This is a genomic window from Microbacterium sp. cx-55 (assembly GCF_021117345.1).
Lineage (GTDB): Bacteria > Actinomycetota > Actinomycetes > Actinomycetales > Microbacteriaceae > Microbacterium.
The window spans coordinates 1,088,223-1,114,389 of record NZ_CP088261.1; the positions used below are offsets into that span (position 1 = coordinate 1,088,223).

Consider the following 26,167-nt stretch of genomic DNA (forward strand, 5'->3'; position numbering starts at 1 on the left):
TCTCGGTTCGTCCTCGTCTTCCTCGAACCGAAAGCGAACGGTGGAAACCGCAGCACTGATCGTCGTCCTCGTCGTCGTCCTGGCTCTCTTCTTCGACTTCACCAACGGCTTCCACGACACCGCGAACGCGATGGCGACGCCGATCGCCACCGGGGCGTTGAAACCGAAGGTGGCGGTGCTCCTCGCCGCCGGTCTCAACCTCGTCGGAGCATTCCTGTCGACCGAGGTTTCGAAGACCATCTCGCACGGCATCATCCGCGAAGACCAGATCACCCCGAGTGAGTTTCTTCCGCTGATCTTCGCCGGCCTGATCGGCGCCATCACATGGAACATGCTGACCTGGTTGCTCGGACTGCCATCGAGTTCGTCCCACGCCCTGTTCGGCGGCCTCATCGGCGCCACGGTCGTCGGCGTCGGTGTGCTCGCAATCGACTTCGGGGTCGTGCTGAGCAAGGTCATCCTGCCGGCGCTGATCGCGCCGTTCACGGCGGGTCTGATCGCCTTCGCCGTCACCAAGATCGCGTACGCCGTCACCCGCCGCAATGACGGGCGTCCCGACGGACGCGACGGATTCCGGTGGGGGCAGATCTTCTCGTCGTCCCTCGTCGCTCTCGCGCACGGGACGAACGACGCGCAGAAGACCATGGGCGTGATCACGCTCGCGCTGATCATGGCTGGATGGCAGGACCCCGCCCGGGCGGATCCGCAGCTGTGGGTGATTCTCGCGTGCGCGTTCACGATCGCCCTCGGCACCTACATGGGCGGGTGGCGCATCATCCGCACTCTCGGTAGGGGGCTCACCGACGTCAAGCCGGCACAGGGGTTCTCGGCGGAGACCTCGACGGCGGCCACCATCCTCGCCTCCAGCGCGCTCGGTTTCGCCCTCTCCACGACGCAGGTCGCGTCCGGGTCGGTCATCGGGTCCGGTCTCGGCCGCCGCGGGTCGACCGTGCGGTGGCGCACGGTCGGTCGGATCACGACCGGCTGGCTGCTGACTCTCCCGGCGGCGGCCCTGGTCGGCGCCGCCGCGGCGCTCCTCGTGGCGTGGCTCGGCAACTGGGGCATCTTCATCGACGCGGTCTTGGCGGTTGTCATCGTGCTGGCGATCTTCCTGCGCTCGCGGCGGGACCGCGTGAGCGCGGCCAACGCGATGAGCGAAGTCGCCGATTCCGGACGCGCGGTGAAGGTCACCCGCACACCGCCGCCCACCCGGGGCCAGCGCCGCGCGGCGACCGAACGGCAGGAGCGCGCCGACACGCCCGATGCCCGCGCACACGACGAGGAGCGCAACCGATGAGTGTCGAGATCGACTGGTGGGCGTTCGTCCAGGTGTTCGCGGCGGCGCTCATCGCGGCCGTCGTGGTGGTGGGATCGTACGCGCTCGGACTTCGGATGCTGGTGCGTGCCGGTCGCTCGCCGGTCGTCGCGCCCGCGGAGTTCACCGACGCCATCACGGTGAAGTCCGAAAAGCAGCGGGCGCGAGCGGCGAAAGCCGCCGCGAAGGCCGCGAAGCGGAGCCCCCTCACCGCGGGTCAGAAGCGTCTCGCGCTCGCCGCGGCCGTGGCGGCCTTCGCCGTGTGCGCGATCGCGGTCCTCAGCGGTCTGCTCCTCATCGTGGTCGGCCTCTGACGTTCGCGTCGAGTCGGCCCTGACCGCCGTCGGCGCCCGGTCGTAGGCTGAACGCATGGCCGCCGCATCCGAGCCCTTCGGGCAGTACCCGCCCGCGCTCCGCACGATCGTGCACGTCAGCGACACGCATTTCCTCGCCGGCAATCGGCCGCTCGGCGGCCGCTACGACACGGGCGAGAACCTCCGGCGCACGCTCGCCGCGATCGAACGGCTCGACGCCGCGCCCGATGCCATCGTGTTCACGGGGGACCTCACCGATCTCGGTGAACCGGAGGCGTACGCCGCGCTCCGTCGCGCGGTCGAGCCGGTCGCGGCACGGATCGGCGCGCCCGTGATCTGGGTCGCCGGCAATCACGACGAGCGTGCGCCCCTGCGGGTCGGCCTGCTCGACGACCAGCCCGACACGTCGCCGATCACCGCGGTGCACGATCTCGGCGGGCTGCGTCTGATCGCGCTCGACTCGACCGTGCCCGGCTGGCATCACGGCGATCTCGATGACGCGCAGCTCGCGTGGCTCGCAGACGTCCTCGCCGAACCCGCCGCGCTCGGCACGATCCTCGCGCTGCATCATCCGCCGCTGCCGAGCCACGTGCCGTTCTTCGACATCCTCGAGCTCCGCGAGCAGAGTCGCCTGGCCGCGGTCATCGCGGGCACGGACGTGCGCGCGATCCTCGCCGGGCACCTGCACTATTCGACATCCGGAACCTTCGCCGGAATCCCGGTGAGCGTCGCGTCCGCGACCTGTTACACGATGGATCTGGCCCGCCCCGCCGACGCCGTCAACGGCATGGATGCGGGCCAGTCCTTCCACCTCGTGCACGTCTACGACCACACGATCACCCACGCCGTCGTGCCCGTGGTCGACGCGGACACGGCCGATTTCTTCGGCCCGGAGTTCGTGGCGCGGATGGCGGCGCTCACGCCGGAAGGGCGTCTCGAGGCGTTCTCGCGCAAGCCAGCCTGACCCACTGTACGAAGTGGCGGTCGTGCCGGCGCATCTGTACGAGCCGTCCAGTCTCCTCGCACAGGCCGCCGGTTAGGCTCGGAACACCCGGACGAACCCCCTCTCCTCGACGGCAAGGACAACGCATGGAATCGGACGCGACGACGCGTACCCGTACCGAAACCGACTCGCTCGGCACTCTCGAGATCCCCGAAGACGCCTACTGGGGCATCCACACGGCGCGCGCTCTGGAGAACTTCCCGATCTCGAAGCGACCCATCTCGGTGTATCCCGAACTCATCACCGCCCTCGCGATGGTGAAGCAAGCGTCGGCGCGCGCGAACCGCGGCATCGGGGTCATCGACCCCGCCCGCGCCGACCTGATCGATCGCGCCGCGCAGTGCATCATCGACGGTGATTTCCACGATCAGTTCGTCGTCGGCGTCATTCAGGGCGGAGCCGGTACCTCCACCAACATGAACGCCAACGAGGTCATCACCAACGTCGCGCTCGAACTCGCCGGACGAGAGAAAGGCGATTACGCCTTCCTCTCGCCCATCGACCACACGAACCGCAGCCAGTCGACCAACGACGTGTACCCGACGGCGATAAAGGTCGGGCTGTCGCTGTCGCTGCTCACGCTCCTCGACGAGCTCGAACTTCTCCGGCGGGCATTCCTCGCGAAGGCCGTGGAGTTCCACGACGTCCTGAAGGTGGGCCGCACGCAGCTGCAGGATGCGGTGCCGATGACCCTGGGCCAGGAGTTCCACGGGTTCGCCTCGACGCTGGAGGCAGACCTCATGCGTCTGCGCGAGAACGCGTCGCTCCTGCACGAGATCAACATGGGCGCGACGGCGATCGGGACCGGGATCACGACCCACGCCGATTACGCGCCGGCCGTCGCGCATCACCTGCGGGAGATCTCGGGGCTCGACCTCGAGACGGCGGCCGACCTAGTGGAATCCACCAGCGACACGGGCTCCTTCATGTCGTTCTCGTCGTCGCTGAAGCGGAACGCGATCAAGCTGTCGAAGATCTGCAACGACCTCCGGCTCCTCTCCAGCGGACCGCAGGCGGGGTTCGGGGAGATCAACCTGCCGGCACGGCAGGCGGGGTCGAGCATCATGCCCGGCAAGGTGAACCCGGTGATCCCCGAGGTCGTGAACCAGGTGGCCTTCGCGGTGGCGGGAGCCGACATGACCGTCACGATGGCGGTGGAGGGCGGGCAGCTGCAGTTGAACGCGTTCGAGCCGGTCATCGCCCACTCGATCTTCCAGTCCATCACCTGGATGCGGCAGGCGATGTGGACGCTACGCGTCAACTGCGTCGAGGGCATCACGGCCAATCGCGATCGGCTCGGCTCGATGGTCGGCTCCTCCGTCGGGGTGATCACCGCACTGACGCCCTTCATCGGGTACGCGGCCGCCGCGGCGCTCGCGAAGACGGCACTGCTCACGCACCGGAGCGTCGCCGATCTCGTGGTGGAGGCGGGACTGATGTCGCGGGAGGAAGTGATAAAGCAGCTTTCCCCCGCGCGCCTGTCGGGGCTGGAGGCGATCACGGCCGCCATCCCGATCATCGACCCCGATCTGCCCGCACGCTGAGGGCCGTTGTCAACCCGGCGATGAAGTTCGCCCGCCGGGAAAGCCAGCCGCTACGTTCGGAGAATTCACCGCCACCACCAGGAGGAACGATGACCGACCCGTCCGGCACGCCGTACACCCCGCCCCCGTCCGCCTACCCGGCGGCGCCGCCGCCCGCCGGTGCTCCCGTGGGCGGTGCCCCCGAACCGGGCGCCGCCGTCCCCGGCAAGACGCTCGGCATCGTCGCCCTCATCCTCGCGTTCTTCGTGCAGCTGATCGCGCTGATCCTCGGCATCATCGCCCTCGTGCAGAGTCGCAAGGCGGGCGTCAAGAACACCCCGGCGGTCTGGGCCATCATCATCAGCATCGTGCTGGGGATCGTCGGCATCATCGTCGCGGTGATTCTCATCGGCGGATTGATCGCGGCGGGCACCGACCTGTACAACCAGTGCCTCGAGATGGGCGGCGGAACTCAGATGATCGACGGCGTCACCGTCACCTGCGGCTAGATCAGGTGCGAGAAGGCGGGGCGGCTCGAGCCACCCCGCCTTCTCGTCGTTCCGGGAGTCAGTCCCGGATGCGGCAGTGCGTCGTGAGCGATCCGATCCCGTCGACTCCGACCGTGACGGTCGAGCGGTCGCGCAGGAAGATCTGCGGATCACGGGAGTAGCCGGCGCCGCCGGGGCTGCCGGTCGAGATGAGCGTGCCCGGCAGAAGCGTGGCCGACTGCGAGAGGTGCGAGACGAGGGTCGCGACGCCGCGGATCATCTGACCGGTCGAGGCATCCTGCACCATGTGCCCGTCGACGATCGCCCAGATGTGCAGGTCCTGCGGATCGGGAACCTCGTCGGCGGTGACGACGTACGGCCCGACGGGGGTGAAGCCGTCGAAGGACTTGCAGCGCGACCACTGCGCCTCCGAGAACTGGATGTCGCGGGCGGTGATGTCGTTGACCACCGTGTAGCCCCAGACGTGGTCGAGGGCGTCTTCGGGGGAGACGTTCTTCGCTGCGGCGCCGATGATGACACCCAGCTCGGCCTCGTAGTCGACCGATTCGCTGAGCGAACGCGGCCACGCCGTGGTGCTCTCGTGCGCCGACAGCGAGTTCGGCCAGAGGACGAAGACGGTCGGGGTCTTATCGGTCTTCAACCCCAGCTCGCCCGAGTGCGCGGCGTAGTTCAGTCCGATCGCGAGCACGACGGGAGGTGTCAGCACGCCGGCGGCGAACGTCGCATCGGCGAGCGGGAACGGGGACCCGTCGGATGCGGCGTCTCGCACGCGCTCGAGCAGGTCGTCGCCGCCCGCGATGAGCTGTTCGAGGGTCGACGGAGCCCCGTCGAAGAGATCGTCGACGAAGCGGCCCGTGTCTGCGTCGACAACGACGAGGCGAGGCTGCTGGGTCCCATCCGGCGTCACATGGGCGAATCGCATTCCTCCACGCTACCCGGAGCGCGCCTCTAGGCTGTCGCCATGACGCTTCCCGACCCCGCGAGCGCGGGTGCCCCGCGTCCGATGCTCATTCCGCCGACGTTCCCGTCGGCCCTCGCGCAGCCCCCCGCGGCCGTGGCGGCACCGATCGCTCCGCCCCCGACGGCGCAGGCGCCGCTTCCGGCGGCACCGCGGCGGGCCGTCGGGCTCTACGTGTGGCTGGGCGGCGTCCTGATCCTGGTCGCGGTCGTCCTGGTCGGCTACTTCCTCCGTGCCATCGGGCCCGGGGCGTCGCTGCTCGGCATGATCCTGGCGCTCGTGCCGCTCGCGGGAGTCCTGTTCGCCCTGCGTCTGGTCGACCGATGGGAGCCCGAACCGAAGGGGCTCGTCGCCATCGCTCTCGGCTGGGGCGCCATCGTTTCGGTGGCGATCGCGCTCGGCGTCGACCTGCTGATCCTTCTCACGATCGGACGGAGCTCCAGCGCAATCGGCGACGTGCTGCAGTCGGTGATCCAGGCGCCCGTCGTCGAGGAGATCGCGAAGGGGCTGGGTGTGCTTCTCCTCTTCGTCGCGGCGCGACGGTGGTTCGACGGTCCCGTCGACGGCATCGTCTACGGCGGGTTGATCGGGGCGGGGTTCGCGTTCACGGAGAACATCCAGTACTTCGCCCAGGCCTGGATCGAGGGCGGGCCGCAGCTCGCGAGTGCCACATTCTTCGTGCGCGGCATCCTCTCCCCGTTCGCGCACGTCATGTTCACCGCCGTGACCGGGTTCGCGCTGGGGCTGGCGGCCCGGCGCGGTGCGTCGGTGCGAGCCGCGATCGGGCCCTGGATCGCGGGGCTCGTCGGCGCCGTCATCCTGCACGCGCTCTGGAACGGATCGGCTCTCCTCGGCGACTTCTTCGCGCTGTACACGGCGCTGCAGGTGCCGCTGTTCCTCGTCTTCATCGGCGGCATCCTGATGCTGCGACGCGAGGAGTCCCGGCTGACCCGCGCCCGGCTCGGCGACTACGCCGCGGCCGGTTGGTTCACCGCCGAAGAGGTCGAGATGCTCGCCACCGGGGCCGGGAGGCGCCGGGCGCTCGCGTGGGCGCGCACGTTGCCGGGAGAAAAGAGCGCGGTGATGCGCCGATTCATCGCCGACGCCACGGCGCTCGCCGCCGCCCGGCAGCGCGTCATCTCGGGGCGCGACCGCACCGCATCCGCCGACGAACGGGCTCTGCTGCAGCGCGCCGTGGCATCGCGACAGGCTCTCTTCGTGCTCTGACAAGTTCGCGACACGTGCGAGAAACACACGGCGGCTACCGTGGTCGGAGACATTCTGAACCGAACAGTTCAGCCACCACCGCACGGGAGAACCCATGACCGCACGTCGTGATCCGAGGACACTGCCCAAAGGCCACCTGCACCTTCATCTGGAAGCCGCGATCCGCCCGGACACCCTGGCCGATCTCGCGGAGAAGATGGATGTCCGCATCCCGCCCGTCACGGGCTTCGCCGGCTTCGCGGCCTTCGCCGGCATGTACGACGGACTCCTGGCCGTTCTCGCCGAACCCGCGCACCTGCGCCGGTTGATCGATGAAGCGGTCGCGGATGCGGCGGCCGACGGGGTCGTCTACGTCGAGTTCGGCGTCAGCCCTCAGTTCTACGTCGCCGCCTTCGGGTCTCTGGAAGCGGCGCTCGACGCGCACATCGACGCGGCCGCCGAGTCGGGAGATCGCCACGGTGTCGAGGTCGGGCTGATGGTGACGGTCGATCGCACCGACGACCTCGACGCCGCGATCGCGCTCGCCACGGTCGCCGCGTCCCGCGCCGGCCGCGGCGTCGTCTCGCTGGGACTTGCCAACGAGGAGCGCGGCTATCCGGCCCGTGACTTCGTCGAAGCGTTCCGCATCGCCCGCGAGGCGGGTCTTCAGTCGACCCCGCACGCCGGCGAGCTCGTCGGACCGGAATCGGTGTGGGAGGCGATCGATGATCTCGGCGCCGCGCGGGTGCTGCACGGGGTCCGCGCCGTCGAGGACCCCGCGCTCGTGGCCGTGCTCGCCGAGCGCGGAATCTGCCTCGACGTGTGCCCGACCTCGAATCTCCTCCTCGATGTCGTCGACGACCTCGCCGACCACCCGCTGCCGGCCCTCCTCGCCGCGGGGGTCCGCTGCTCGATCAACGCCGACGACCCGATCCTGTTCGGGCCGGGGGTGGGGGAGGAGTACATCGTGGCGCGCGATTCGATCGGGCTGACCGACCGCCAGTTGGCGGACTGCGCCTGGAGCTCCCTCGAGACGACGCTGGCCTCGGACGCGCTGAAGACCCGCGCCAAGGCCGGCATCGCGGCATGGCTGGCCGAAGGAGAGAGCGAATGACGAATCTGCATTTCGGTGTGTTCGAGGTGTACGCGCCCCAGGTCGGAGGAACGTACAGCTGGGCCCATCCCGAGAACGACGCGGTCGACTACCTCGATCCGGAGCGCTGGGTACGGATGGCTCAGGTCATGGACCGTACCGGCTTCGACTTCCTGTTCTTCGCCGACGGATTCGGCTACCCGATGCAGGACGGCGACATCAGTCCCGCCTCGCTGTCGGCGGCGATCAACTTCTCCGGCCTCGACCCCTCGACGCTCATCCCCGTGCTCGCGCGTGAGACCGAGCGGCTCGGGTTCGTCGTGACGGCGACCACCGGCATGGATCACCCGCTGCCGCTGTCTCGACGGTTCTCGACGCTCGACCACCTGACGGCGGGCCGCATCGGGTGGAACGTCGTGACCGGCGCGTCGCAGAACGCGGTCGCCGAGATCTTCGGGCATCCCGCGATGGTCGCCCACGACACCCGGTACGAGATGGCCGACGAGTACGTGTCGTTGGCGCGCAGCTACTGGGAGGACTCCTGGGACGACGATGCGCTGATCGCGGATGCGGAGGCCGGCATCTACATCGACGCCGCCCGCATCCATCGCACCGAATTCGAGGGCACGCACTACCGCTCCCGCGGCTACTTCGGCGCACCGCCTTCGCCGCAGCGGACGCCGGTGATCTTCCAGGCGGGCACCTCCCCGAAGGGCCGTGCTCTGGCCGCCGCGCATGCGGAGGGCGTCTTCATCCAGGGCACGACGCCGGCACACACGGCGCAGAACGTCGCGGATATCCGACGCCTGGCCGAAGAGGCCGGACGCGACCCCGACAGCATCCGGATCATGGCGGGACTCACCGCGATCGTGGACGAGACCCACGCCGGCGCCGAGCGGCTCTGGGGCGAGTTCCACGCGATGCAGTCCGATCAGGTGGTGGCCGCGCTGTACGCGGGCAACACCGGCATCGACCTGCTCACGCTCGATCCGGATCGCGACCTCCGACAGGTGCTCGAGGCCGGCGGGCCGGTCGGGCAGATGGGCACGAGCAACATCGAACGATTCCTCCCGCGGGACGGTCGGCCGGCGCCGACCGTGCGGGAGATCCTCGAAGAGCTCCGCGGCCGTGGCACGCGCGGGTTCCGTCTCGTCGGCGACGCCGACGAGGTCGCGGACGGCATCGAGCGGCTGGCCGAGGAAACCGGACTCGACGGGTTCCTGCTCGAGCCGGTCTTCGGCACCCGCGACGTCGCCGCGTTCGGCGAGTTGGTGCTCCCGCGGCTGCGCGCCAAGGGACTCGTCTCCGAGCCGGCCGGCCCGACTCTGCGCGAGCGGATGCGGGACGCTCCGGGCGCGCGTCTGCCACGGTCGTAGCCGAAAGAGGAAAGACTCAGCGCCCGGTGCCGCGGCGATGCCTGCGTGACTACCGGGCGCTGAGTTGACCTGGAATCAGGATGCTCCGGGCCTCGCATCATGTCAATACCCCTGTGAGCGGCGGGCGAGGGCGCGGCTCGCTGCCGCGCGTGCTTGGATGGACTCATGACTGAGAACCGCACCAAGCCCGAGTTCGACGCCCCCGCCGGCCCCGCCCCGTCGGAGCTCGTGATCCGCGACATCATCGTCGGCGACGGCGCCGAGGCGAAGCCCGGTGACAACGTCACCGTGCACTACGCCGGCGTCGAGTTCGAGTCCGGCGAAGAGTTCGACTCCTCCTGGGGTCGTGGCGAGAGCATCCAGTTCCCGCTGCGCGGCCTGATCCAGGGATGGCAGGACGGCATCCCGGGCATGAAGGTCGGCGGTCGCCGCGAGCTCGTGATCCCCCCTCACCTGGCCTACGGCCCGGCCGGCGGACACTTCCTCGGCGGAAAGACGCTGATCTTCATCATCGACCTGCTGCAGGTCGGCTGATCCCTTCTCCCGATGCCCCCGGTGCCACGCACCGGGGGCATCGTCGTGTCGTGTCGACGAGAATTTGCTCAGAATTTTCCATTCGAGGGAATGAATGTCGACGACGTGCCGTTGACTGGATCCGAAGCCGCGAAATGCGTGGCCGCGAACTTGGAGTGAACATGACCGACTCGACGTTGGAAATCCCCGGTTACAAGACGGGCACCTGGGTGCTCGACCCGGCGCACAGCGAGGTCACCTTCTCGGTGCGCCACATGATGATCTCGAAGGTGCGCGGTTCCTTCGGTGTGAAGAGCGCCACCATCGTCACGGGCAGCAACCCGCTCGAGACCACGGTCGAGGCGACCGTCGACGTCACCTCAGTCGACACCAAGGACGAGGGCCGCGACGGCCACCTGCGCTCCGCCGACTTCTTCGACGTCGAGACGTACCCGACCATGACCTTCCGCTCCACCGGTGTGCGTTATGAGAAGGGCGACTTCCTCGTGGACGGCAACCTCACCATCAAGGACGTCACCAAGCCGGTCACCTTCGAGCTCGAGCTCGGTGGCTTCGGCACCGACCCGTGGGGCAACTACAAGGCGGGCGCGACCGCGAAGACGGTCATCAACCGCGAGGACTTCGGTCTGACGTGGAACGCCGCCCTCGAGACCGGCGGCGTGCTCGTCGGCAAGGACGTCACCATCGAGCTCGACCTGCAGGGCTCGATCCAGGCCTGATCGTTCGATCGGTTCTCACAGGGCGGATGCTGCGGCATCCGCCCTGTGTCATGTTCGCGGCCGGCGGCGGAGCCTGTTCTGCGCGAGCAGGATGCCGAGGAACACGAGCAACGCGCCGGCCGGCTCGTTCCACCCGAGCTGTTCGCCGAGCACGATGATGCCGAGGACGACGCCGACCACCGGGGTGATGTAGGTCACGGTCGAGGCACGCGTCGGTCCCCACGCGCGGAGCACGTTCTGATTCCAGACGTACGCGACGCCGGTGCCGACGCACCCGAGCACGAGCAGGCATCCGACGATCACCGGGTCGAGGGAGATCGGGCTGAGCGCGACGACGGGTGTCAGCAAGAGCATCACCGTCGCGGCGATCGCGATGTTCACGAACGAGAAGACGAGCGCGCTCATGCCCGTGTGCGAGGCGAACCGGCGCATGTAGGCGAGGCTGAAGCCGTAGCACGCGGTCGCGCCGAGGATCGCGAGTTGGGCGATCAGGCTCTGCGAGAGATCGAGGCCCTGCCACGGCGCGATGATCACCATGACCCCCAGGATCCCGACGAGGATTCCGGCGATCTGGGCCGCGCCGAGCTTCTCGACGCGAAAGACGAGCCACGCCATCACCGCCGTCATGATCGGCGTCGTGGCGTTGTAGATGCTCGCCAGTCCCGACGAGACGTACTGCTGCGCCCAGGCGAACAGCAGGAACGGCACGAGGTAGAACGAGAGCGCGAGGACGCTCATGTGCCCCCAGGTGCGGATGTTCCGGGGGAGCGAGTCCCGCCGGACCAGCACGAACAGGCCGAGGGTCACCGCGCCGAGCACGAGTCGCGACCAGACCACCTGCGCAGACGACAGTCCTTCCAGGGCGATCTTCATGAACAGGAAGCTCGAGCCCCACACGATCCCGGTCAGCACGAACTGGATCGTGATCGCGGCAGAGGCCGGGGCTGCGGGGACGGCGGGAGCGGAGCGGGTCGAGGAGGGGTGGGTCACTCCGCGACTGTAGACCGAGCGGTCGACACGACGCGCCGCGCGCGAATGCGATGGCGGGAAACCGCCGGGATTCGGCCGCCCGAACGCTCCGATCGCGAAGCGAGCAGGCCGGTCAGGGCACCGGGGTGCGCGCGTCATAGGCGCGGAAGCCGGGACTCATCCGCACCAGGACGGCGACGATGGCGATGATGAGGACGCCGCCGATCAGGGGCGGGAACCAGAGTGCGGTCACGGTTGCGAGACTGCCGGCGTAGAGGGCGCCGAGACGCGGACCGCCGTTGACCACGACGATGAAGATGCCCTGGAGTCGTCCGCGCATCGAATCCGGCACGGCCGACTGCATCATGGTCGACCGGTAGATCGCGCTCACGTTGTCGGATGCGCCGGAGATGACGAGGGCGACACACGCCGCGACGATCATGACGACGTTCGGGGCACCCGGGGTTCCCGGCACGAACCAGCCGGCCTGTGCGCCGACGAGCACCGCACCGAACAGGGCGATCGAGGCGCCGTACACCTGGATCGCGCGCTGGATGCCGATGCCGTGGTGGTGGACGCGCCCGATCGGCCCCGAGAACAGGCTCGACAGGAAGGCGCCCGCGGCGACCGCAGCCGTGAGGACGCCGGTCGTGATGGCACCGCCCCCGAGGAGGACGGCGCCGATCCCGGGGAACAACGCCAGGGGCTGTCCGAAGGTCATCGCGACGATGTCGAGGATGTACTGCAGGCGGATGTTGGCGGCGCGCCGGAGGAAGGCGATCCCGTCGCGGAGCGATTCCAGGCCCGGCCGCACCACGACGCCTTCGGGGCGGAGGGCGGGCAGTGTCCAGAGGCCGAGGAACAGCGAGGTCATCAGCACGACGTCGACCGTGTAGGTCCAGGCGTACCCGGCGACCGCCACGAGCACCCCGGCGAGAGCGGGGCCGGCCATCACCATGATGCCGACGGTCACGCCCTGAAGGGCGGCCGCGGCCGGCAGCAGCTCACGGGCGACCAGCCGGGGAGTGATGGCCGAGCGGGTGGCCTGGACGACCGAGTTCGCCGCGGAGTTCACGATGCTGAGCGCGTACAGCCACCACACGGTCTCGTTGCCGCTCCACGCGAGGCCCGCCAGGAGCGCTGTCGACACGAAGGTGATCGACGCGGCCGACAGGCCCACGACCCGGCGGTCGAACGCATCCGCGAGCATGCCGCCGTAGAGCCCGGCGAACACCATCGGTACGAGTCCGGCGACGGCGACCATGGCGACGGCGAAGTCGGATGCGGTCAACGCGTACACGTGCAGCATGACGGCGACGATCGTCATCTGCCCACCGAGGCCGGAGAGGGTCGATCCGATCCACATCCGCGCGAACGGAGGGCTCGTGGTGAGCGGGCGGAGATCGATGAGTTGCCGGCTCAGCCGCCGCACGGTCGGACCTCGGGGCGGGGGCGAGGCTGCATTCGTCCGAGCGTAGCCGAGCGGCGGACGCCGGGGGCGGGGAGCGGTCGCCGCGGGAGTCCGTTCGCTGGTAGACTCGTGCAGTTGCCGTTGGATCGGCCGCGGATAAAGAGAGCCCACGCATCATGCGTTGGGCGCCGCGCAACAAGCAGAGAGGGGATCGAATCTATGGCACTTGAACAGGACGCCAAGAAGGCGATCATCGAAGAGTACGCAACGCACCCCGGTGACACCGGATCCCCCGAGGTGCAGGTTGCGATGCTGACGCAGCGCATCAAGGACCTGACCGAGCACCTGAAGGAGCACAAGCACGACCACCACTCGCGTCGTGGTCTGTTCCTCATGGTGGGTCAGCGTCGCCGTCTGCTGGGCTACCTCCAGGACATCGACATCGCGCGTTACCGCTCGCTGATCGAGCGTCTGGGACTTCGCCGCTGAGCACGCGATCCCGCGTATATCGCTTTCTTCCGAAGGCCGCCCCACGGTGTGGGGCGGCCTTCGTCGTTCCCGCCTCGTTGATACCGCGAGACGGGATCTTCGCGCCGAGACCGTGGGGTAACTCCACTGTCTCGGCGTCCAGATCCCGTCTCGCGGTCCAGATCCAGTCTCGCGGTCCAGATCCAGTCTCGCGGTCCAGGCGGGGCGCGCGGTCCAGGTCAGGGGCGGGCGGCCAGGAGGTCGGCGTGGTGGAGTGCGGCGACGTCGGGGTGCGCGCGCAGCCGCGACTTCAGGGCGTTCTCGCCGTAGAGCGCGTGGATCGGGTTCGTGGGGTCCTGCGTGACACCGCGAGCGGATGCGGCGAGCTCCGCGGGAAGCTCGATGAGGGGCAGCCGTGCATCCAGCGCCGGGTTAAAGAAGAACGGCACCGAGATGCGCTCGTCGGGGAACCGGGGCGAGATCACGCGGTGATTGGTGGCGATGAGGTAGCCCTGCGTGGCGTATTCCAGCAGTTCGCCGATGTTCACCACGAACGCGCCCTCGACGGGCGGAGCATCGACCCAGGCGCCGTCGCGTTCGACCTGCAGACCGCCCTTGCCGGGTTCGACCCAGAGCAGCGTCAGCACGCCCGAATCCTTGTGCGCGCCGACGCCCTGCGCGGGCTCGTCCTTTCCGGGATACCGCACGATCTTGATCAGCGTGGACGGGTCGCCGAAGTGTCGATCGAAGTAGTCGCGCTCGGCTCCCAGGGCGAGCGCCCACTCGCGCAGCAGGGTGCGGGCGATCTCGGTGAGTCGGTCGTGCCACTCGGTCACGATCTCGCGCAGCTCCGGCTGCGCGCTCGGCCAGAGGTTCGGCCCGATGAGGCGCGCGAAATCGGGCGCGTCGGGATCGGTGACGGCCGGACGCTCCGGCCCGATGTCGATCTGCTCCCGCCAGTCCACGCGACCCTGGGTGCGCTCGCCGCCCACTCGCGTGTACCCGCGGAAATGCGGGCTGTTGACGTTCTCGATCGCGAGCTTGTCCTCCTCGGGCAGGGCGAAGAAGTCCCGCGCGGCCTGCAACAGGCGCCCTTCCAGCGATGAGGTGACGCCCGTACCCACGAGGTAGAAGAACCCCACGTCGTGCGTCGCGGCGCGGAGATCGTCGCGGAACTGGGCGGCGGCCTCGGGGCCGTCGTCGAGGCGGGAGAGATCGAGGACAGGAAGATTCAGCGTGCTCACACCCCGACGGTACGTCGCCACGGGCGAGCGATGGCCAATGTTGCCGACCGTTACCGCCGCGGGGTGCGACACGCGATGCCGGAGCAGTGACGCCCGTCATCGCGTGTCGAATTGCTCGCGCCGCCGCGGTGGGATATCGTCCTCCGTTGTTAGGGTTACCTAACCGCCGGTTCCCGAAGGAGACGCTCGTGCTTCCCAGTCTGCTGATCGGGCTCCGCGAAGGACTCGAAGCGGCGATCGTCGTCGGCATCCTGGTCGCGTATCTCTCGCAGTCGGGACGACGCGACGTTCTCCCGCGGCTCTGGGCGGGCGTGCTGCTCGCCGTCGTGCTGTCGCTCGCGATCGGCGGCGTCCTCACGTTCGGCGCGTACAGCCTGACCTTCGAGGCGCAGGAGATCATCGGCGGCACGATGTCGCTTCTCGCGGTGGGCCTGGTCACCTGGATGATCTTCTGGATGCAGCGGGCTGGCCGTGGGTTGAAGAAATCGCTCGAGGGCGAGGTCGACCGGGCACTCGCGGTCGGATCCCTGTGGGGGATCGTGGTGATCGGATTCGTCTCGGTCGCGCGCGAGGGCATCGAGACGACGCTTCTGCTGTGGTCGATGGTGCAGTCCTTCGGAGACGCCCCGCTCGCGCTGCTCGGCGCCCTGCTCGGACTCGTCATCGCCGTCGTGCTGGGCTGGCTGATCGCCCGCGGGATGCTGCGCTTCGACCTGCGCATCTTCTTCACTTGGACCGGGGCTCTCCTGATCGTCGTCGCCGCGGGTGTCCTCGCGTACGCCGTGCACGATCTGCAGGAGGCCGGCGTCCTGCCCGGTCCCTTCACGACCGCGGCCCCGATCTCCGCCGACACCGGCGCAGTGCTCACCGGGCTCGCCGCCTTCCCGTTCGGCTGGGCCTTCGACGTCAGCTCCGTCGTCGCCCCCGGCAGCGCCCTCGCCGCCATCCTGCAGGCCACCGTGGGCTTCATGCCCGTCATGTCGTGGCTGCAGGTCGTCGCATGGGTCCTCTACGTCGTCGTCGTGGGAACGTTCTTCCTGCGCGGCGCCCGGCACCGTCGCCGTCCCGCACCACGAACGAGTGACGTCGTCGCTCCCGCATCGCAAGGAATCGCATGATCTCGCACCGCGCACTCACCGCCGCTGCCGCCCTCGGCATCGCCGCGCTCGCCCTGACGGGCTGCGTCGCCAAGGCCGACGTCGCCGCATCCGACGCTCTCTCGGTCGAATCGACCGACGATGGCTGCGCGGTGTCGGCGGGAACGGCCACCAGCGGCACGCTCGCCTTCGACGTGACCAACTCGAGCACGCAGGTGAGCGAGTTCTACCTGCTGGCCGAAGACGGCCTGCGCATCGTCGGCGAGGTCGAGAACATCGCGCCCGGCGCCAACCGCACGCTGACCGTCGTGGCGCAGCCCGGCGACTACTACACCCTCTGCAAGCCGGGAATGGTCGGCGAGGGCGTCGGACGCGCGAGCTTCACCGTGACGGGCGACGCGGTCACCGCCGTCGGCGACGATGCGGAGCAGAAGCAGCAGGCGGTCACGCTGTACGCGGCGTTCGTGAAGGACCAGGTCGAGCAGCTGGTGCCCGCGGTCGCCGAGTTCACGGCGGCCTACACGGCAGGCGACGACGAGACGGCCCGCACCCTCTTCCCGCAGGTGCGCGCGTACTACGAGCGCATCGAGCCGGTGGCCGAGTCGCTCGGCGACCTCGACCCGAAGATCGACTACCGCGAGGTCGACGCGGTCGCGGAGGGTCTGGACTGGACCGGGTTCCACCGCATCGAGAAGGACCTGTGGGTTCCGGCGCAGGACGCCCTGAATGCGGATGGCGAGACCCCCGCGTGGCAGGACTGGGCGCCGTCCACCACGGACGAGCGCGCCGGCTACGCCGATGCGCTGACGGCAGACGTGGGAACGCTGAACGACTACGTGCACAGCGACGACTTCCAGGCCGCCCTCGACGACCAGGGCATCGCGGGCATCTCGAACGGCGCGATCGCGCTTCTGGATGAAGTGGCGACCGGCAAGATCTCGGGGGAAGAGGACTGGTGGAGCGGCACCGACCTCTGGGACTTCGCCGCCAACGTCGAAGGCTCCAAGATGGCGTACTCGCTCGTTCGCGACCTCGCCGTGGCGACCGGCGACGACGGAGCAGCCCTCGCCGAGAAGATCGACACGGGCTACGCGAACCTCGAGACGGAACTCGCGACGTTCGGCAGCCTCGACGCCGGGTTCGTCAACTACTCGACGCTGACGGATGCTGATCGCCGCACCTTCACCGACCTGATCAACGCGCTCGCCGAGCCGCTCTCCCGGCTCACCTCGACCGTCCTGTCATGAGCGACGGGCAGTCGATCAGCGAGGGGGAGTCGCCGGAACAGGATGCGGGCACCGAACGCGCCGGGCGCGGCCTCAGCCGCCGCGGTCTGCTCGGGCTCATCGGGGCGGGCGCGGCCGGGATCGCCGTCGGCGGAACGGCGGGCGCAGTCGCGGCGACCGCGGTCACCCGCAACGCGGACTCCAGCGCCGAGGTGCATCCCTTCTACGGGGACCACCAGGGCGGGATCACGACGCCGGTGCAGGACCACATGCACTTCGCAGCCTTCGACATGGTCGAGGGAGCGACCGCGGCCGACCTCCGCTCGCTCCTCGAGGACTGGTCGTACGCCGCCGCACGGATGACGCAGGGGCTCGATGTGAGCGCGTCCGGCGCCGTCGGTGGATCGCCCCAGGCGCCGCCGGACGACACGGGGGAGGCGCTCGGCCTTCCCGCCGCCGCGCTCACGATCACGTTCGGTTTCGGCCCGTCGCTGTTCGAGGCGAACGGCGTCGACCGATTCGGAATCGGGCGTCGCCGCCCCGCGCCCCTCACGACGCTGCCGAAGTTCCTCGGCGACGACCTCGACCCGCTCGCCTCGAACGGCGACCTCTGCATCCAGGCCTGCGCCGACGACCCGCAGGTCGCCGTGCATGCGGTGCGGAACCTGAGCCGGATCGCGTTCGGGCGAGCGGTGCTGCGCTGGTCGCAGCTCGGCTTCGGGCGCACCTCCAAGACGAGTGCGGCGCAGTCGACGCCGCGGAATCTCTTCGGGTTCAAGGACGGCACCGCGAACATCCTGCAGACCGAGACGGATGCTCTCGCGGAACATGTCTGGGTCGGCGAGGGCGACGGTCAGGCCTGGCTCGCGGGCGGCAGCTACCTCGTCGCTCGCCGCATCCGCCAGACCATCGAGACGTGGGACCGGCTACGGCTCGTCGAGCAGGAACGCACGATCGGCCGCGACAAGAGTGCGGGTGCGCCGCTGTCCGGGGGCGACGAGTTCGCCGCCCCGGACTTCGCCGCGACGGGCGACGGATCCGCGCCGAAGATCGACGTCCGCTCGCACGTGCGCCTCGCGCATCCCGATCAGAACGGCGGCGTCCGCATCCTTCGCCGCGGATACAACTTCGTCGACGGCAACGACGCGCGCGGCGCTCTCGAGGCGGGCCTGTTCTTCCTGTCGTACCAGCGGTCACCGGAGCAGTTCATCACCGTGCAGAAGGCGCTCTCGACCGACCTGCTGGGCGAGTACCTGCGTCACGTCGGTTCGGGTATCTGGGCCGTGCCGCCCGGAGCCCGCGAAGGGTCGTTCGTCGGCGCCGGCCTCTTCGCCTGAGCCTGGCCTGTCCTGGCCTGGATCGCGTCAGCGCGGGTCAGCCGTTCTGGCGCGGATCCGGATGCGTCCCGGCGCGGCCCGCGGGCACTCCCGGGCGACGCGAGCCCGTCGGATCGCTGCGGTGACCCTCGGCGCCGGCCAGCGCGGGGTCGGCGAACAGCCACGGCCAGCGCGGCTCGACGAGTGGCCGGAAGACGCGGCGGACGGGTGCGGTCGCGAGCCCCAGAGCGATCAGGACGGACGCGATCGCGATCGCCGGAATCCAGAACACGGCGGGCTCGAGGTTGCGCAGCACCCCCGATTCGCGGAACGGGTACAGCACGAACGAGTGCAGCAGATAGACGTACATCGTGTACTGGCCGAAATGGGTCCACCAGGTGTTCGAACGCGGCACGAGCACGAAGAAGGCCGCGCTCATGACGAGCGCGATGAGCATGAGAGCGATGCGGATGCCGCCCGCCCACCACTGCACTCCGCCGAGGTCCGCGTACGCGTCCTCGTAGAACAGCCAGGTACGCAGATCCACTGCCCGCCACTGGTCGATGAAGATCCAGGCGATCAGGGCTGCGGTGACGAGAACGCCGGCGGCGGCGGTGAACAGCCACCAGGGACGCCGGCCGAGCAGCCGCCACCGGGCGACGATGTCGTGTTCGCGGAGCCACCATCCGAGGGTGAAGAAGAAGAGCAGGCCGAGTGTTCGGGAGAGCGAGAGCGTCGAGTCGACGTTCGGCAGGTAGCCGACGCCGACGGAGACGATCGCCGCCCAGAGCAGCGGCCAGCGCAGGAGTGCGAGGTAGGGCAACACGAGGCGGAAGATCCCCAGGGCGAGCAGGAACCACAGGGTCCAGGACGGCCGGGTCGGATTGATGCTCGCCTCGCCCTCGACGAGCCACTTGGTGACGGTCCAGAGCGTTTCGAAGATGACGTAGGGCAGCAGGATGTCGGTGATCACGCGTGCCATCTGCCGACGGCCGAGCGCTCCGGACTTCGAGAAGTACCCGGAGATCAGCGCGAACGCGGGGATGTGGAACGCGTAGACGACGAGATACACCGACAGGGCGGCATCCGAGTCGTAGATGAGGCGCTGCGCAGCGTGGCCGAAGACGACGAGAGCAACGCATGCGAACCGTGCGTTGTCCCAGAAGGGAACCCGGCGGCGGGGCTTCGAGGGGGCGGGGCTCGTGGAATCGCTCATCGGGCTCCGACACTACGGGAATACTCTGGCCCGACAGGTGTTATGCCATGTATATTCACCTGCATAGAACGAATGCCCCGCGCATTCGAGATCGGAAAGAGATCGTGACCGAGACCACCACCTGGTCGGGAATGCAGTTCGGCATCTTCACGGTGAGCGACATCACCCAGGACCCGACGACCGGCCGTACGCCCAGCGAAGCCGAGCGGATCCGCGCGACCCTGACCATCGCCAAGCACGCCGAAGACGTCGGCCTCGATGTCTTCGCGCTCGGCGAGCACCACAACCCGCCGTTCTGGTCGTCGTCGCCGACCACGACCCTCGCCTACATCGCCGCGCAGACCGAGCGCCTGGTGCTCTCGACCGCGACCACGCTCATCACGACGAACGACCCGGTGAAGGTCGCCGAGGACTTCGCGATGCTGCAGCACGTGTCGGGCGGTCGCACCGACCTCATGCTGGGTCGCGGCAACACCGGCCCGGTCTACCCTTGGTTCGGGAAGGACATCCGTCAGGGGCTCCCGCTCGCGCTCGAGAACTACGCGCTGCTGCACAAGCTGTGGCGTGAGGACGTCGTGGACTGGGAAGGCAAGTTCCGCACTCCGCTCCAGGGCTTCACCTCCACTCCTCGTCCGCTCGACGGCGTGGCCCCCTTCGTCTGGCACGGCTCCATCCGCACGCCCGAGATCGCCGAGCAGGCCGCGTACTACGGTGACGGCTTCTTCGCGAACAACATCTTCTGGCCCGCGGAGCACTACCAGCGCCTCATCAACCTCTACCGCCAGCGCTACGCGCACTACGGACACGGCGCGCCCGAGCAGGCGATCGTCGGCCTCGGCGGTCAGGTGTTCATGGCGGCGAAGTCGCAGGACGCGGTGAACGCGTTCCGTCCGTACTTCGACAACGCCCCCGTCTACGGTCACGGGCCGTCGATGGAGGACTTCGCCGAGATGACTCCGCTCACCGTCGGCTCGCCGCAGCAGGTCATCGACCGGTACGCGGGAATGCGCGACATCTACGGCGACTACCAGCGCCAGCTGTTCCTGATGGATCACGCGGGCCTGCCGTTGAAGACCGTCCTGGAGCAGCTCGACATCCTCGGCGGCGAGGTCGTGCCGGTGCTGCGCCGCGAGCTGGCGAAGAACCGCCCGGCCTCCGTGCCCGACGCGCCGACGCACGCGAACCTGGTCACCGCGGCCTACGGTGACGGACCGTCACGTCAGGCGACCCCGCGGCCGAACCGCGGCGACAACCTCACCACGGGTTCGCCCTACCAGGACGCCCCGGAGCCCGCCGGCTCGGCATTCGGTGCCGCGGCCGTTCGGAGCCTCTGATGGGCGCGCGGCGGATCGCGGTCGTCTCCGCGGGCCTGTCGAATCCGTCCTCGACACGCATGCTCGCCGACCGGATGCTGGCTGCCACCGTGCGTGAACTGGCCGGTCGCGACATCGAGGTGCAGGCCGACGTCTTCGAGCTGCGGGACTACGCGCACGACATCACGAACAACCTGCTGACCGGGTTCGCCCCGCCCGCGCTCGAGTCGATGATCAACTCGGTCGTGTCGGCGGATGCGGTCATCGTCGTGACCCCGATCTTCTCGACGAGTTACTCGGGACTGTTCAAGTCGTTCATCGACGTGCTCGACCCCGATGCGCTCCGCGGCACCCCGGTGCTCATCGGTGCGAACGCGGGAACCCCGCGACATTCGCTCGCGATCGACTACGCCATCCGCCCGCTGTTCGCGTACCTGCACGCCGACGTCATGTCGACGGGTGTGTTCGCGGCATCCGCCGACTGGGGTGGGTCCGGCGACCAGGTCGCGCCGCTCGGCGAACGCGTCGAGAAGGCCGCCCGTGAACTGGCCGAGGCGGTCGCCCGCCGCGACGCCGCGACGAGCTCCGACCCGTTCGACCCGGCGAACTACCTCGGCGGTGGCACCTCGTTCGGGCACCTGCTCGGTGGGCTGGCGGGGGAGTAGCGAGATGAACCGGCACCGGCATTGCGTCCGGTGCCGGTTGTTTTCCGCGCCGACCGTCTGCGCCGCCGTTACGCTGAGTGGGATGAACGGCACAGCAGCATGAGCACGATCACCGCCGAGGATGTCACCCGCCGCGAGGTCATCGCCGACTACCGCGTTCTGGGTGAACCGCCGAGCGCCGATCTGCAGGGGCTCGTGCAGTTGGCGGCGACGATGTGCAACGTTTCGACCGCGGTGATCAACATCATCGACGATCGGTTCCAGCATCAGATCGCGTCCGTCGGTTTCGAGCCGGCCACCTGTACGCGCGAAGACTCGATGTGCGCGGTCGTGTTCCGCGAACCGGGTCATGTCGTCGTGACCGATGCCCGCGAAGACGACCGATTCAAGTCCAACCCGTTCGTGACGGGCGAGGTCGCGCATGTGCGGTTCTACGCGTCGAGCCCGCTGATCACGCCCTCCGGCATCCCGATCGGCACGCTCTGCGTGTTCGACGAGGATGCGGGCGACCTCACCCCCGCGCGGAGCGAAGGTCTGAAGCTCCTTGCCGGTCAGGTCGTCGATGTCCTGGAGCTGCGCCGCATCACCCGCGAACTCGCCGAATCGAACGAGCAGCTCGCGCGGTTTGCGGGTCAGGTCAGTCACGACCTGCGAAACCCCCTCACGGCGCTGTCCGGGTTCCTCGAGCTCGCCACCGACAGCCCCGACATGGCGAACGCGCCGCAGGCGGCGCGCGCGCTGGCCCGTGCGGAGTCGGCGGCCAACCGGATGACGTCGATGGTCGCGGACCTGCTCGACTACGCCCGCCTGGGCGGGGCGAGCCCGAAGCGGAGCGCGGTCGACGTCGAGGGGATCGTGCGGGCCGTGGTCGAGGACCTGCAGACACCGCTCGTTCAGACGGCGGCGCGGATCTCGGTCGACGCACGGGTGGAGGTCGTGGGAGACCCGACACTTCTTCGTGCATTGGTGCAGAACCTGGTTGCCAACGCGGTGAAATTCAGTGCCGCGAGCGGCGTGAGCCCGTATATCGAGATCGGTGCGATGCGGCTCGCACGCGGCGGCTGGCGCATCACGGTCGACGACAACGGTCCGGGCATCGCGATCGAGGAACGCGAGCGCGTGTTCGATCTGATGGAGCGCGGCACCGCGGACGAGGTCGAAGGACTCGGGATCGGCCTGTCGACATGCCAGCGCATCGTCGAGGCGCACGGCGGGCACATCGGCATCGACGACTCGCCCCTCGGCGGCGCGCGCGTCTGGGTCGTGCTGCCCGACACTCGCGACTGACGTCCGGGCGCGGTGCGGCGCTGTCGGTTCAGCGTGCCGCCGCGCGGCGATACCCGTTGAGCGTGGTGCGGCGCTCCCGGTTCAGCGTGCCGCCGCGCGGCGTTGCCGGCGAGCGAGCAGGACGTCGATCCCCAGTCCGAGAGCGAGCGCGACGACCACCGACACGATGACCGCGACGATCGGACCGCCCGGCACGATCGACGCGACGACCGCTCCGACGATCGCTTGATACAGGGCCCAACCCGTGGCCGCGAGCGCGGCGACGGGAAGGTACCGGGCCGCGGGCACCCGCGTCGCGCCGGCCGTCAGATTGAGGGCCAGCCGTGCGAACGGGATGAATCGGGCGACGAAGAGCGCGGAGGCGGTGCGCCGCGCGAGGCGCGCTCCCGCCCATTCGAACGCGGATCGCGCGCGCGGGTGCCGCATCCACCGCCAACGCTCCAGTCCGACGCGTCGTCCGATGGCGTAGCAGAGCAGGTCGCCGGTGAACGCGGCGCCCGCGGCGACCGCGATGACCGCGACGAGCGGGGGTGATCCGGTTGCCGCGGCCAGTGCGCCGGCGGCGGTGACGGCGGCTTCACCGGGGATGATCACGAGGAACGCGTCGCCGAGCACGAGGACGGCGAGGAGCGGGAGCGCCCACGGCCCGGCCGCGAGCTGGGCGGCGAGTTCGTCGAGCACATGGCGAGGATGTCATCCGGGGATGAACGACGGAGGAACGGGGCCCGTCCGGCGCGGCTCGAGGGCGAGGGACTCCGCAGTCGTCGGATCGCTGGTGCGGATGCGTACTGCTGTGACGGATGTGGCGCCCGCCGCGCGCCCGATCCGACGACAGCGATGCCATCGCGCGTATTCGGGCCCCAGCCGCTCGTTCGGGGGCACCCGAGTCCGCCGGGAACCGGCCGGAGCACGGGCGGTGACGTGACCGGGTGCATCCGGTGAACTCTCGGTGATACGCCCGCTGTCGGCGCCCCACCGCGCGACCGCGGCCTCACTCTGGAGGCGTGAGAGTCGCGCTGATCGCCGAGTCCTACCTTCCGCATATGAACGGGGTCACCAACTCCGTGCTGCACGTGCTCCGGCACCTCGCGGCAGAAGGCCATGAGGCCCTGGTGATCGCGCCGCGCACGGCCGAGACGATCGATGCGGTCTCGGGGGCGCGCACCGAGTTGCTGACGTCCCTGCCGCTGCCGTCGTACCCGCAGGTCCGCGTGGTGTTCGCCCGTGTGGCGCGGATCGCCGGAATCCTCCGCGAATTCCGTCCCGATGTGATCCACCTCGCCTCTCCGTTCGTCCTGGGGTGGCAGGGCGTGCTGGCGGCGGACGCGCTGCGCACCGCATCCGTCGCGGTCTACCAGACCGACGTCGTCGCGTACACGCAGCGCTATGGTGTGCCTCACGCGACAGCATTCGCGTCCTCTCACGTCGCCCGGCTGCACCGCCGGGCCACTATGACGCTCGCGCCCTCCACGTCCTCCCTTCGCCAGCTCGAGGATCTCGGCGTCGACCGGCTGCGCTCCTGGGCACGCGGTGTCGACGGCGAGCGCTTCCACCCGGGCAGAAGAGACGAGGCGTGGCGCGCGCGCGTCGCCCCGGGGGAGCGCATCATCGGCTATGTCGGACGGCTCGCCCCGGAGAAGCAGGTCGAGGACCTGGCGGTGCTGGAACGCCTTCCCGGCGCGCGGCTCGTGATCGTCGGCGACGGACCGTCCCGCGCGGCGCTCGAGCGGCGGATGCCGCACGCGATCTTCCTCGGACACCTCTCCGGCGATGCGCTCGCCGACGCGCTCGCCGCGTTCGATGTCTTCGTGCACCCGGGCGAGAGTGAAACCTTCGGTCAGACGATCCAGGAGGCCCACGCGAGTGGGGTGCCGGTCGTGGCGACCGGCATCGGCGGGCCGAAGGATCTCGTGCGCTCGAGCATCGACGGCTGGCTGTACCGGCCGGGTGATCTCGGCGATCTGCGCGGTAGGGTCACCGATCTGCTCGGCGACGAGGCGAAGCGCCTCGCGTTCGCCGCGGCGTCGCGTGCGGCGGTCGCCGATCGCACCTGGGCGGCGCTGTCGAGTCAACTCGTCGGTCACTACGAGGAGGCGCGGATGCTGCGCCCCATCGACGATGCGCTCTGGTCGCGCGCCGCCATCCGTCCGGCAGCGCTTCGGCCCGCGGTGACGCCGACCCGCTGGTCGCGATACGTCGCGCTCGGCGACTCGCTCACGGAGGGGCTCTGCGACACGTCGCGGACGCCGGCCGGGGCGTACCGCGGGTGGGCGGATCGCCTCGCGCACCTGTTGGCGCAGGAACCCGGATCGCGGGAGCCGTTCCGCTACGCGAACCTGGCGGTGCGATCCCGGCGCGTGCGCGACCTGACGAACGACCAGATCCCGCGTGCCCTCACCCTCCGACCCGATCTCGTGTCGGTGTTCATGGGTGCGAACGACCTGATCGGGCACGCCGCCGACCCCCTGATCCTCGGGGCCGAGCTCGAGCGCGGGGTCGCGCGCCTGCGGGCGGCCGGGTGCGACGTGCTGCTCGTCACGCCGTTCCTGCCGCGGCGGCGCGCGGCGCGGTTGTTCGCCCGCCGCTTCGCGATCTTCAACTCCGAAGTGCGACGGATCGCTCGTGCGCACGACTGCCTGCTCCTCGATTTGGAGGCGCTGCCGCAGATCGGCGAACTGGAGATGTGGGCCGACGACAAGGTGCACCTGCGGTCGCGAGGGCACCGGTTCCTGTCGTACCGGGCGGCCGATGTGCTCGGCGTTCGAGACGCCGAGGCTCTCGGCGACCTCGACGCCTCATTCCACGAGGATGAGCCCTCCGGAGCGGGATGGTTGCGCCGTGATGCCCTGCCCTGGGTGTGGCGACGCCTGCGCGGGCGAACCGCGGGGGATGGGCTGTCACCCAAGCACGACGCGTACGTCGAGCTTCCGCGTCCGGATGCGGACCGTCGGTCGCGGCAGGCGCGATGACCGGGTGTCAGCCCTGGATGCCCTGTTCGAATCCGTCGAAGCGCATCTCCCGCGCGAGCTGAGCGCGCAGTTCCTGCTCCTCGCGGGGCTCGAGCGACGTCTCGTCGGCACCGTCGAGCGACCCCTCGTCCGTGAGGGCGGCCTCGCCGGCGTCGACGGGTTCGGTCCCGGCGGTGTCGCTGTCACGCTCGCGGCCGGCCGGCGTGGAATCGTGCGGATCGCTCATGGCGGTGCTCCTCCTGCGGGGTGGGTGGTTCCCCTCACGATAGGTCGCGGGTGCCGGCTCCGCCAGAAGGTGGTGCCCGCTGATAGGGTTGATGCGGTCGCCTCCGGCGATTGTTCAACTACATACGAGCTCATGGAGCAGACCGGCAGGAATGCTGGTCCCCTGTGGTGGGTTCCCCGTCGATGCGCCGGGTGATTCTCTACTGGTGGC

25 protein-coding genes are annotated in these 26,167 nt (G+C 69.4%); 18 read left to right on the forward strand and 7 right to left on the reverse strand.

From position 1 onward, the window contains the following. The first annotated feature begins 40 nt into the window (after nt 1-40). From LQ938_RS04990 to LQ938_RS05010, 5 genes are all read left to right on the forward strand, one after another. Nucleotides 41-1,297, forward strand: coding sequence for an inorganic phosphate transporter (locus tag LQ938_RS04990; protein ID WP_223723393.1), 1,257 nt, complete (start codon nt 41-43; stop codon nt 1,295-1,297). After that, nucleotides 1,294-1,629: a peptidase gene (locus LQ938_RS04995; protein ID WP_223723394.1), complete on the forward strand. Its 336-nt coding sequence runs from the start codon at nt 1,294-1,296 to the stop codon at nt 1,627-1,629. Before LQ938_RS04990 ends, LQ938_RS04995 begins: the two co-directional genes overlap by 4 nt. Nucleotides 1,630-1,684: 55 nt before the next feature. Further along, nucleotides 1,685-2,593, forward strand: coding sequence for a phosphodiesterase (locus LQ938_RS05000; RefSeq protein ID WP_223723395.1), 909 nt, complete (start codon nt 1,685-1,687; stop codon nt 2,591-2,593). A gap of 125 nt (nt 2,594-2,718) precedes the next feature. Continuing rightward, nucleotides 2,719-4,176, forward strand: coding sequence for an aspartate ammonia-lyase (locus LQ938_RS05005; protein ID WP_223723396.1), 1,458 nt, complete (start codon nt 2,719-2,721; stop codon nt 4,174-4,176). An 89-nt stretch (nt 4,177-4,265) separates the two neighbouring features. Continuing rightward, the gene (locus tag LQ938_RS05010) at nt 4,266-4,664 is read left to right on the forward strand and encodes a DUF4190 domain-containing protein (RefSeq protein WP_223723397.1); all 399 of its coding nucleotides are present in this window, start codon (nt 4,266-4,268) and stop codon (nt 4,662-4,664) included. Between the two features lie 58 nt (nt 4,665-4,722). On the opposite strand, the gene LQ938_RS05015 is transcribed toward LQ938_RS05010, so the two are convergent. Then, complete coding sequence (locus tag LQ938_RS05015; RefSeq protein WP_223723398.1) at nt 4,723-5,586, reverse strand: fumarylacetoacetate hydrolase family protein; 864 nt, start codon at nt 5,584-5,586, stop codon at nt 4,723-4,725. Nucleotides 5,587-5,625: 39 nt separating this feature from the next. Between LQ938_RS05015 and LQ938_RS05020 the strand changes: the two genes are divergently transcribed. From LQ938_RS05020 to LQ938_RS05040, 5 genes are all read left to right on the forward strand, one after another. Then, nucleotides 5,626-6,849 (forward strand): PrsW family intramembrane metalloprotease, encoded by a 1,224-nt coding sequence (locus LQ938_RS05020; protein WP_223723399.1) that lies wholly within the window; start codon nt 5,626-5,628, stop codon nt 6,847-6,849. 94 nt (nt 6,850-6,943) lie between these two features. Then, on the forward strand, nt 6,944-7,942 hold the full coding sequence (add, locus tag LQ938_RS05025) for an adenosine deaminase (protein WP_223723400.1): 999 nt from the start codon (nt 6,944-6,946) through the stop codon (nt 7,940-7,942). After that, a complete protein-coding gene (locus tag LQ938_RS05030) occupies nt 7,939-9,297 on the forward strand; it encodes an NtaA/DmoA family FMN-dependent monooxygenase (RefSeq protein ID WP_223723401.1) in 1,359 nt (452 codons plus the stop codon). The genes add and LQ938_RS05030 overlap by 4 nt, the downstream gene beginning before the upstream one ends. Nucleotides 9,298-9,462: 165 nt before the next feature. Continuing rightward, complete coding sequence (locus LQ938_RS05035) at nt 9,463-9,831, forward strand: FKBP-type peptidyl-prolyl cis-trans isomerase (protein WP_223723402.1); 369 nt, start codon at nt 9,463-9,465, stop codon at nt 9,829-9,831. 161 nt (nt 9,832-9,992) lie between these two features. Beyond that, the gene (locus tag LQ938_RS05040; protein WP_223723403.1) at nt 9,993-10,550 is read left to right on the forward strand and encodes a YceI family protein; all 558 of its coding nucleotides are present in this window, start codon (nt 9,993-9,995) and stop codon (nt 10,548-10,550) included. A 48-nt stretch (nt 10,551-10,598) separates the two neighbouring features. On the opposite strand, the gene LQ938_RS05045 is transcribed toward LQ938_RS05040, so the two are convergent. Both LQ938_RS05045 and LQ938_RS05050 read right to left on the reverse strand, forming a co-directional pair. Next, nucleotides 10,599-11,540: a DMT family transporter gene (locus tag LQ938_RS05045; RefSeq protein ID WP_223723404.1), complete on the reverse strand. Its 942-nt coding sequence runs from the start codon at nt 11,538-11,540 to the stop codon at nt 10,599-10,601. A 112-nt stretch (nt 11,541-11,652) separates the two neighbouring features. Beyond that, on the reverse strand, nt 11,653-12,951 hold the full coding sequence (locus tag LQ938_RS05050; protein ID WP_269216581.1) for an MFS transporter: 1,299 nt from the start codon (nt 12,949-12,951) through the stop codon (nt 11,653-11,655). 198 nt (nt 12,952-13,149) lie between these two features. Between LQ938_RS05050 and rpsO the strand changes: the two genes are divergently transcribed. Further along, complete coding sequence (gene rpsO / locus LQ938_RS05055) at nt 13,150-13,419, forward strand: 30S ribosomal protein S15 (protein WP_223723405.1); 270 nt, start codon at nt 13,150-13,152, stop codon at nt 13,417-13,419. 218 nt (nt 13,420-13,637) lie between these two features. Here rpsO and LQ938_RS05060 read toward each other — a convergent pair whose 3' ends face one another. After that, on the reverse strand, nt 13,638-14,642 hold the full coding sequence (locus LQ938_RS05060) for an isopenicillin N synthase family dioxygenase (RefSeq protein WP_223723406.1): 1,005 nt from the start codon (nt 14,640-14,642) through the stop codon (nt 13,638-13,640). A 188-nt stretch (nt 14,643-14,830) separates the two neighbouring features. On the opposite strand from LQ938_RS05060, the gene efeU reads away from it, so the two are divergent. From efeU to efeB, 3 genes are read left to right on the forward strand one after another with little or no spacing between them, the layout of a single operon-like run. Next, nucleotides 14,831-15,760 carry an iron uptake transporter permease EfeU gene (efeU, locus tag LQ938_RS05065; RefSeq protein ID WP_223723407.1) on the forward strand — a complete coding sequence of 310 codons (930 nt, stop codon included), beginning with the start codon at nt 14,831-14,833 and terminating at the stop codon, nt 15,758-15,760. After that, a complete protein-coding gene (efeO, locus tag LQ938_RS05070) occupies nt 15,757-16,986 on the forward strand; it encodes an iron uptake system protein EfeO (protein ID WP_223723408.1) in 1,230 nt (409 codons plus the stop codon). Before efeU ends, efeO begins: the two co-directional genes overlap by 4 nt. Then, complete coding sequence (gene efeB / locus LQ938_RS05075) at nt 16,983-18,302, forward strand: iron uptake transporter deferrochelatase/peroxidase subunit (protein WP_223723409.1); 1,320 nt, start codon at nt 16,983-16,985, stop codon at nt 18,300-18,302. Before efeO ends, efeB begins: the two co-directional genes overlap by 4 nt. Before the next feature lie 37 nt (nt 18,303-18,339). On the opposite strand, the gene LQ938_RS05080 is transcribed toward efeB, so the two are convergent. Beyond that, the gene (locus tag LQ938_RS05080) at nt 18,340-19,497 is read right to left on the reverse strand and encodes an acyltransferase family protein (protein ID WP_223723410.1); all 1,158 of its coding nucleotides are present in this window, start codon (nt 19,495-19,497) and stop codon (nt 18,340-18,342) included. 131 nt (nt 19,498-19,628) lie between these two features. Here LQ938_RS05080 and LQ938_RS05085 point away from each other — a divergent pair, with 131 nt between their 5' ends. From LQ938_RS05085 to LQ938_RS05095, 3 genes are all read left to right on the forward strand, one after another. Beyond that, nucleotides 19,629-20,831 (forward strand): LLM class flavin-dependent oxidoreductase, encoded by a 1,203-nt coding sequence (locus LQ938_RS05085; protein ID WP_223723492.1) that lies wholly within the window; start codon nt 19,629-19,631, stop codon nt 20,829-20,831. Beyond that, nucleotides 20,831-21,475, forward strand: coding sequence for an FMN reductase (locus LQ938_RS05090; protein ID WP_223723411.1), 645 nt, complete (start codon nt 20,831-20,833; stop codon nt 21,473-21,475). Before LQ938_RS05085 ends, LQ938_RS05090 begins: the two co-directional genes overlap by 1 nt. Before the next feature lie 99 nt (nt 21,476-21,574). Further along, nucleotides 21,575-22,762 carry a sensor histidine kinase gene (locus LQ938_RS05095; RefSeq protein WP_223723412.1) on the forward strand — a complete coding sequence of 396 codons (1,188 nt, stop codon included), beginning with the start codon at nt 21,575-21,577 and terminating at the stop codon, nt 22,760-22,762. Between the two features lie 81 nt (nt 22,763-22,843). Here the strand turns inward: LQ938_RS05095 and LQ938_RS05100 are convergent, their stop codons facing one another. Next, nucleotides 22,844-23,443: a DedA family protein gene (locus LQ938_RS05100; RefSeq protein WP_223723413.1), complete on the reverse strand. Its 600-nt coding sequence runs from the start codon at nt 23,441-23,443 to the stop codon at nt 22,844-22,846. Nucleotides 23,444-23,766: 323 nt separating this feature from the next. On the opposite strand from LQ938_RS05100, the gene LQ938_RS05105 reads away from it, so the two are divergent. Beyond that, on the forward strand, nt 23,767-25,731 hold the full coding sequence (locus LQ938_RS05105) for a GDSL-type esterase/lipase family protein (RefSeq protein ID WP_223723414.1): 1,965 nt from the start codon (nt 23,767-23,769) through the stop codon (nt 25,729-25,731). Nucleotides 25,732-25,738: 7 nt separating this feature from the next. Here the strand turns inward: LQ938_RS05105 and LQ938_RS05110 are convergent, their stop codons facing one another. Further along, the gene (locus LQ938_RS05110) at nt 25,739-25,957 is read right to left on the reverse strand and encodes a hypothetical protein (protein ID WP_223723415.1); all 219 of its coding nucleotides are present in this window, start codon (nt 25,955-25,957) and stop codon (nt 25,739-25,741) included. Nucleotides 25,958-26,167: the final 210 nt, after the last annotated feature.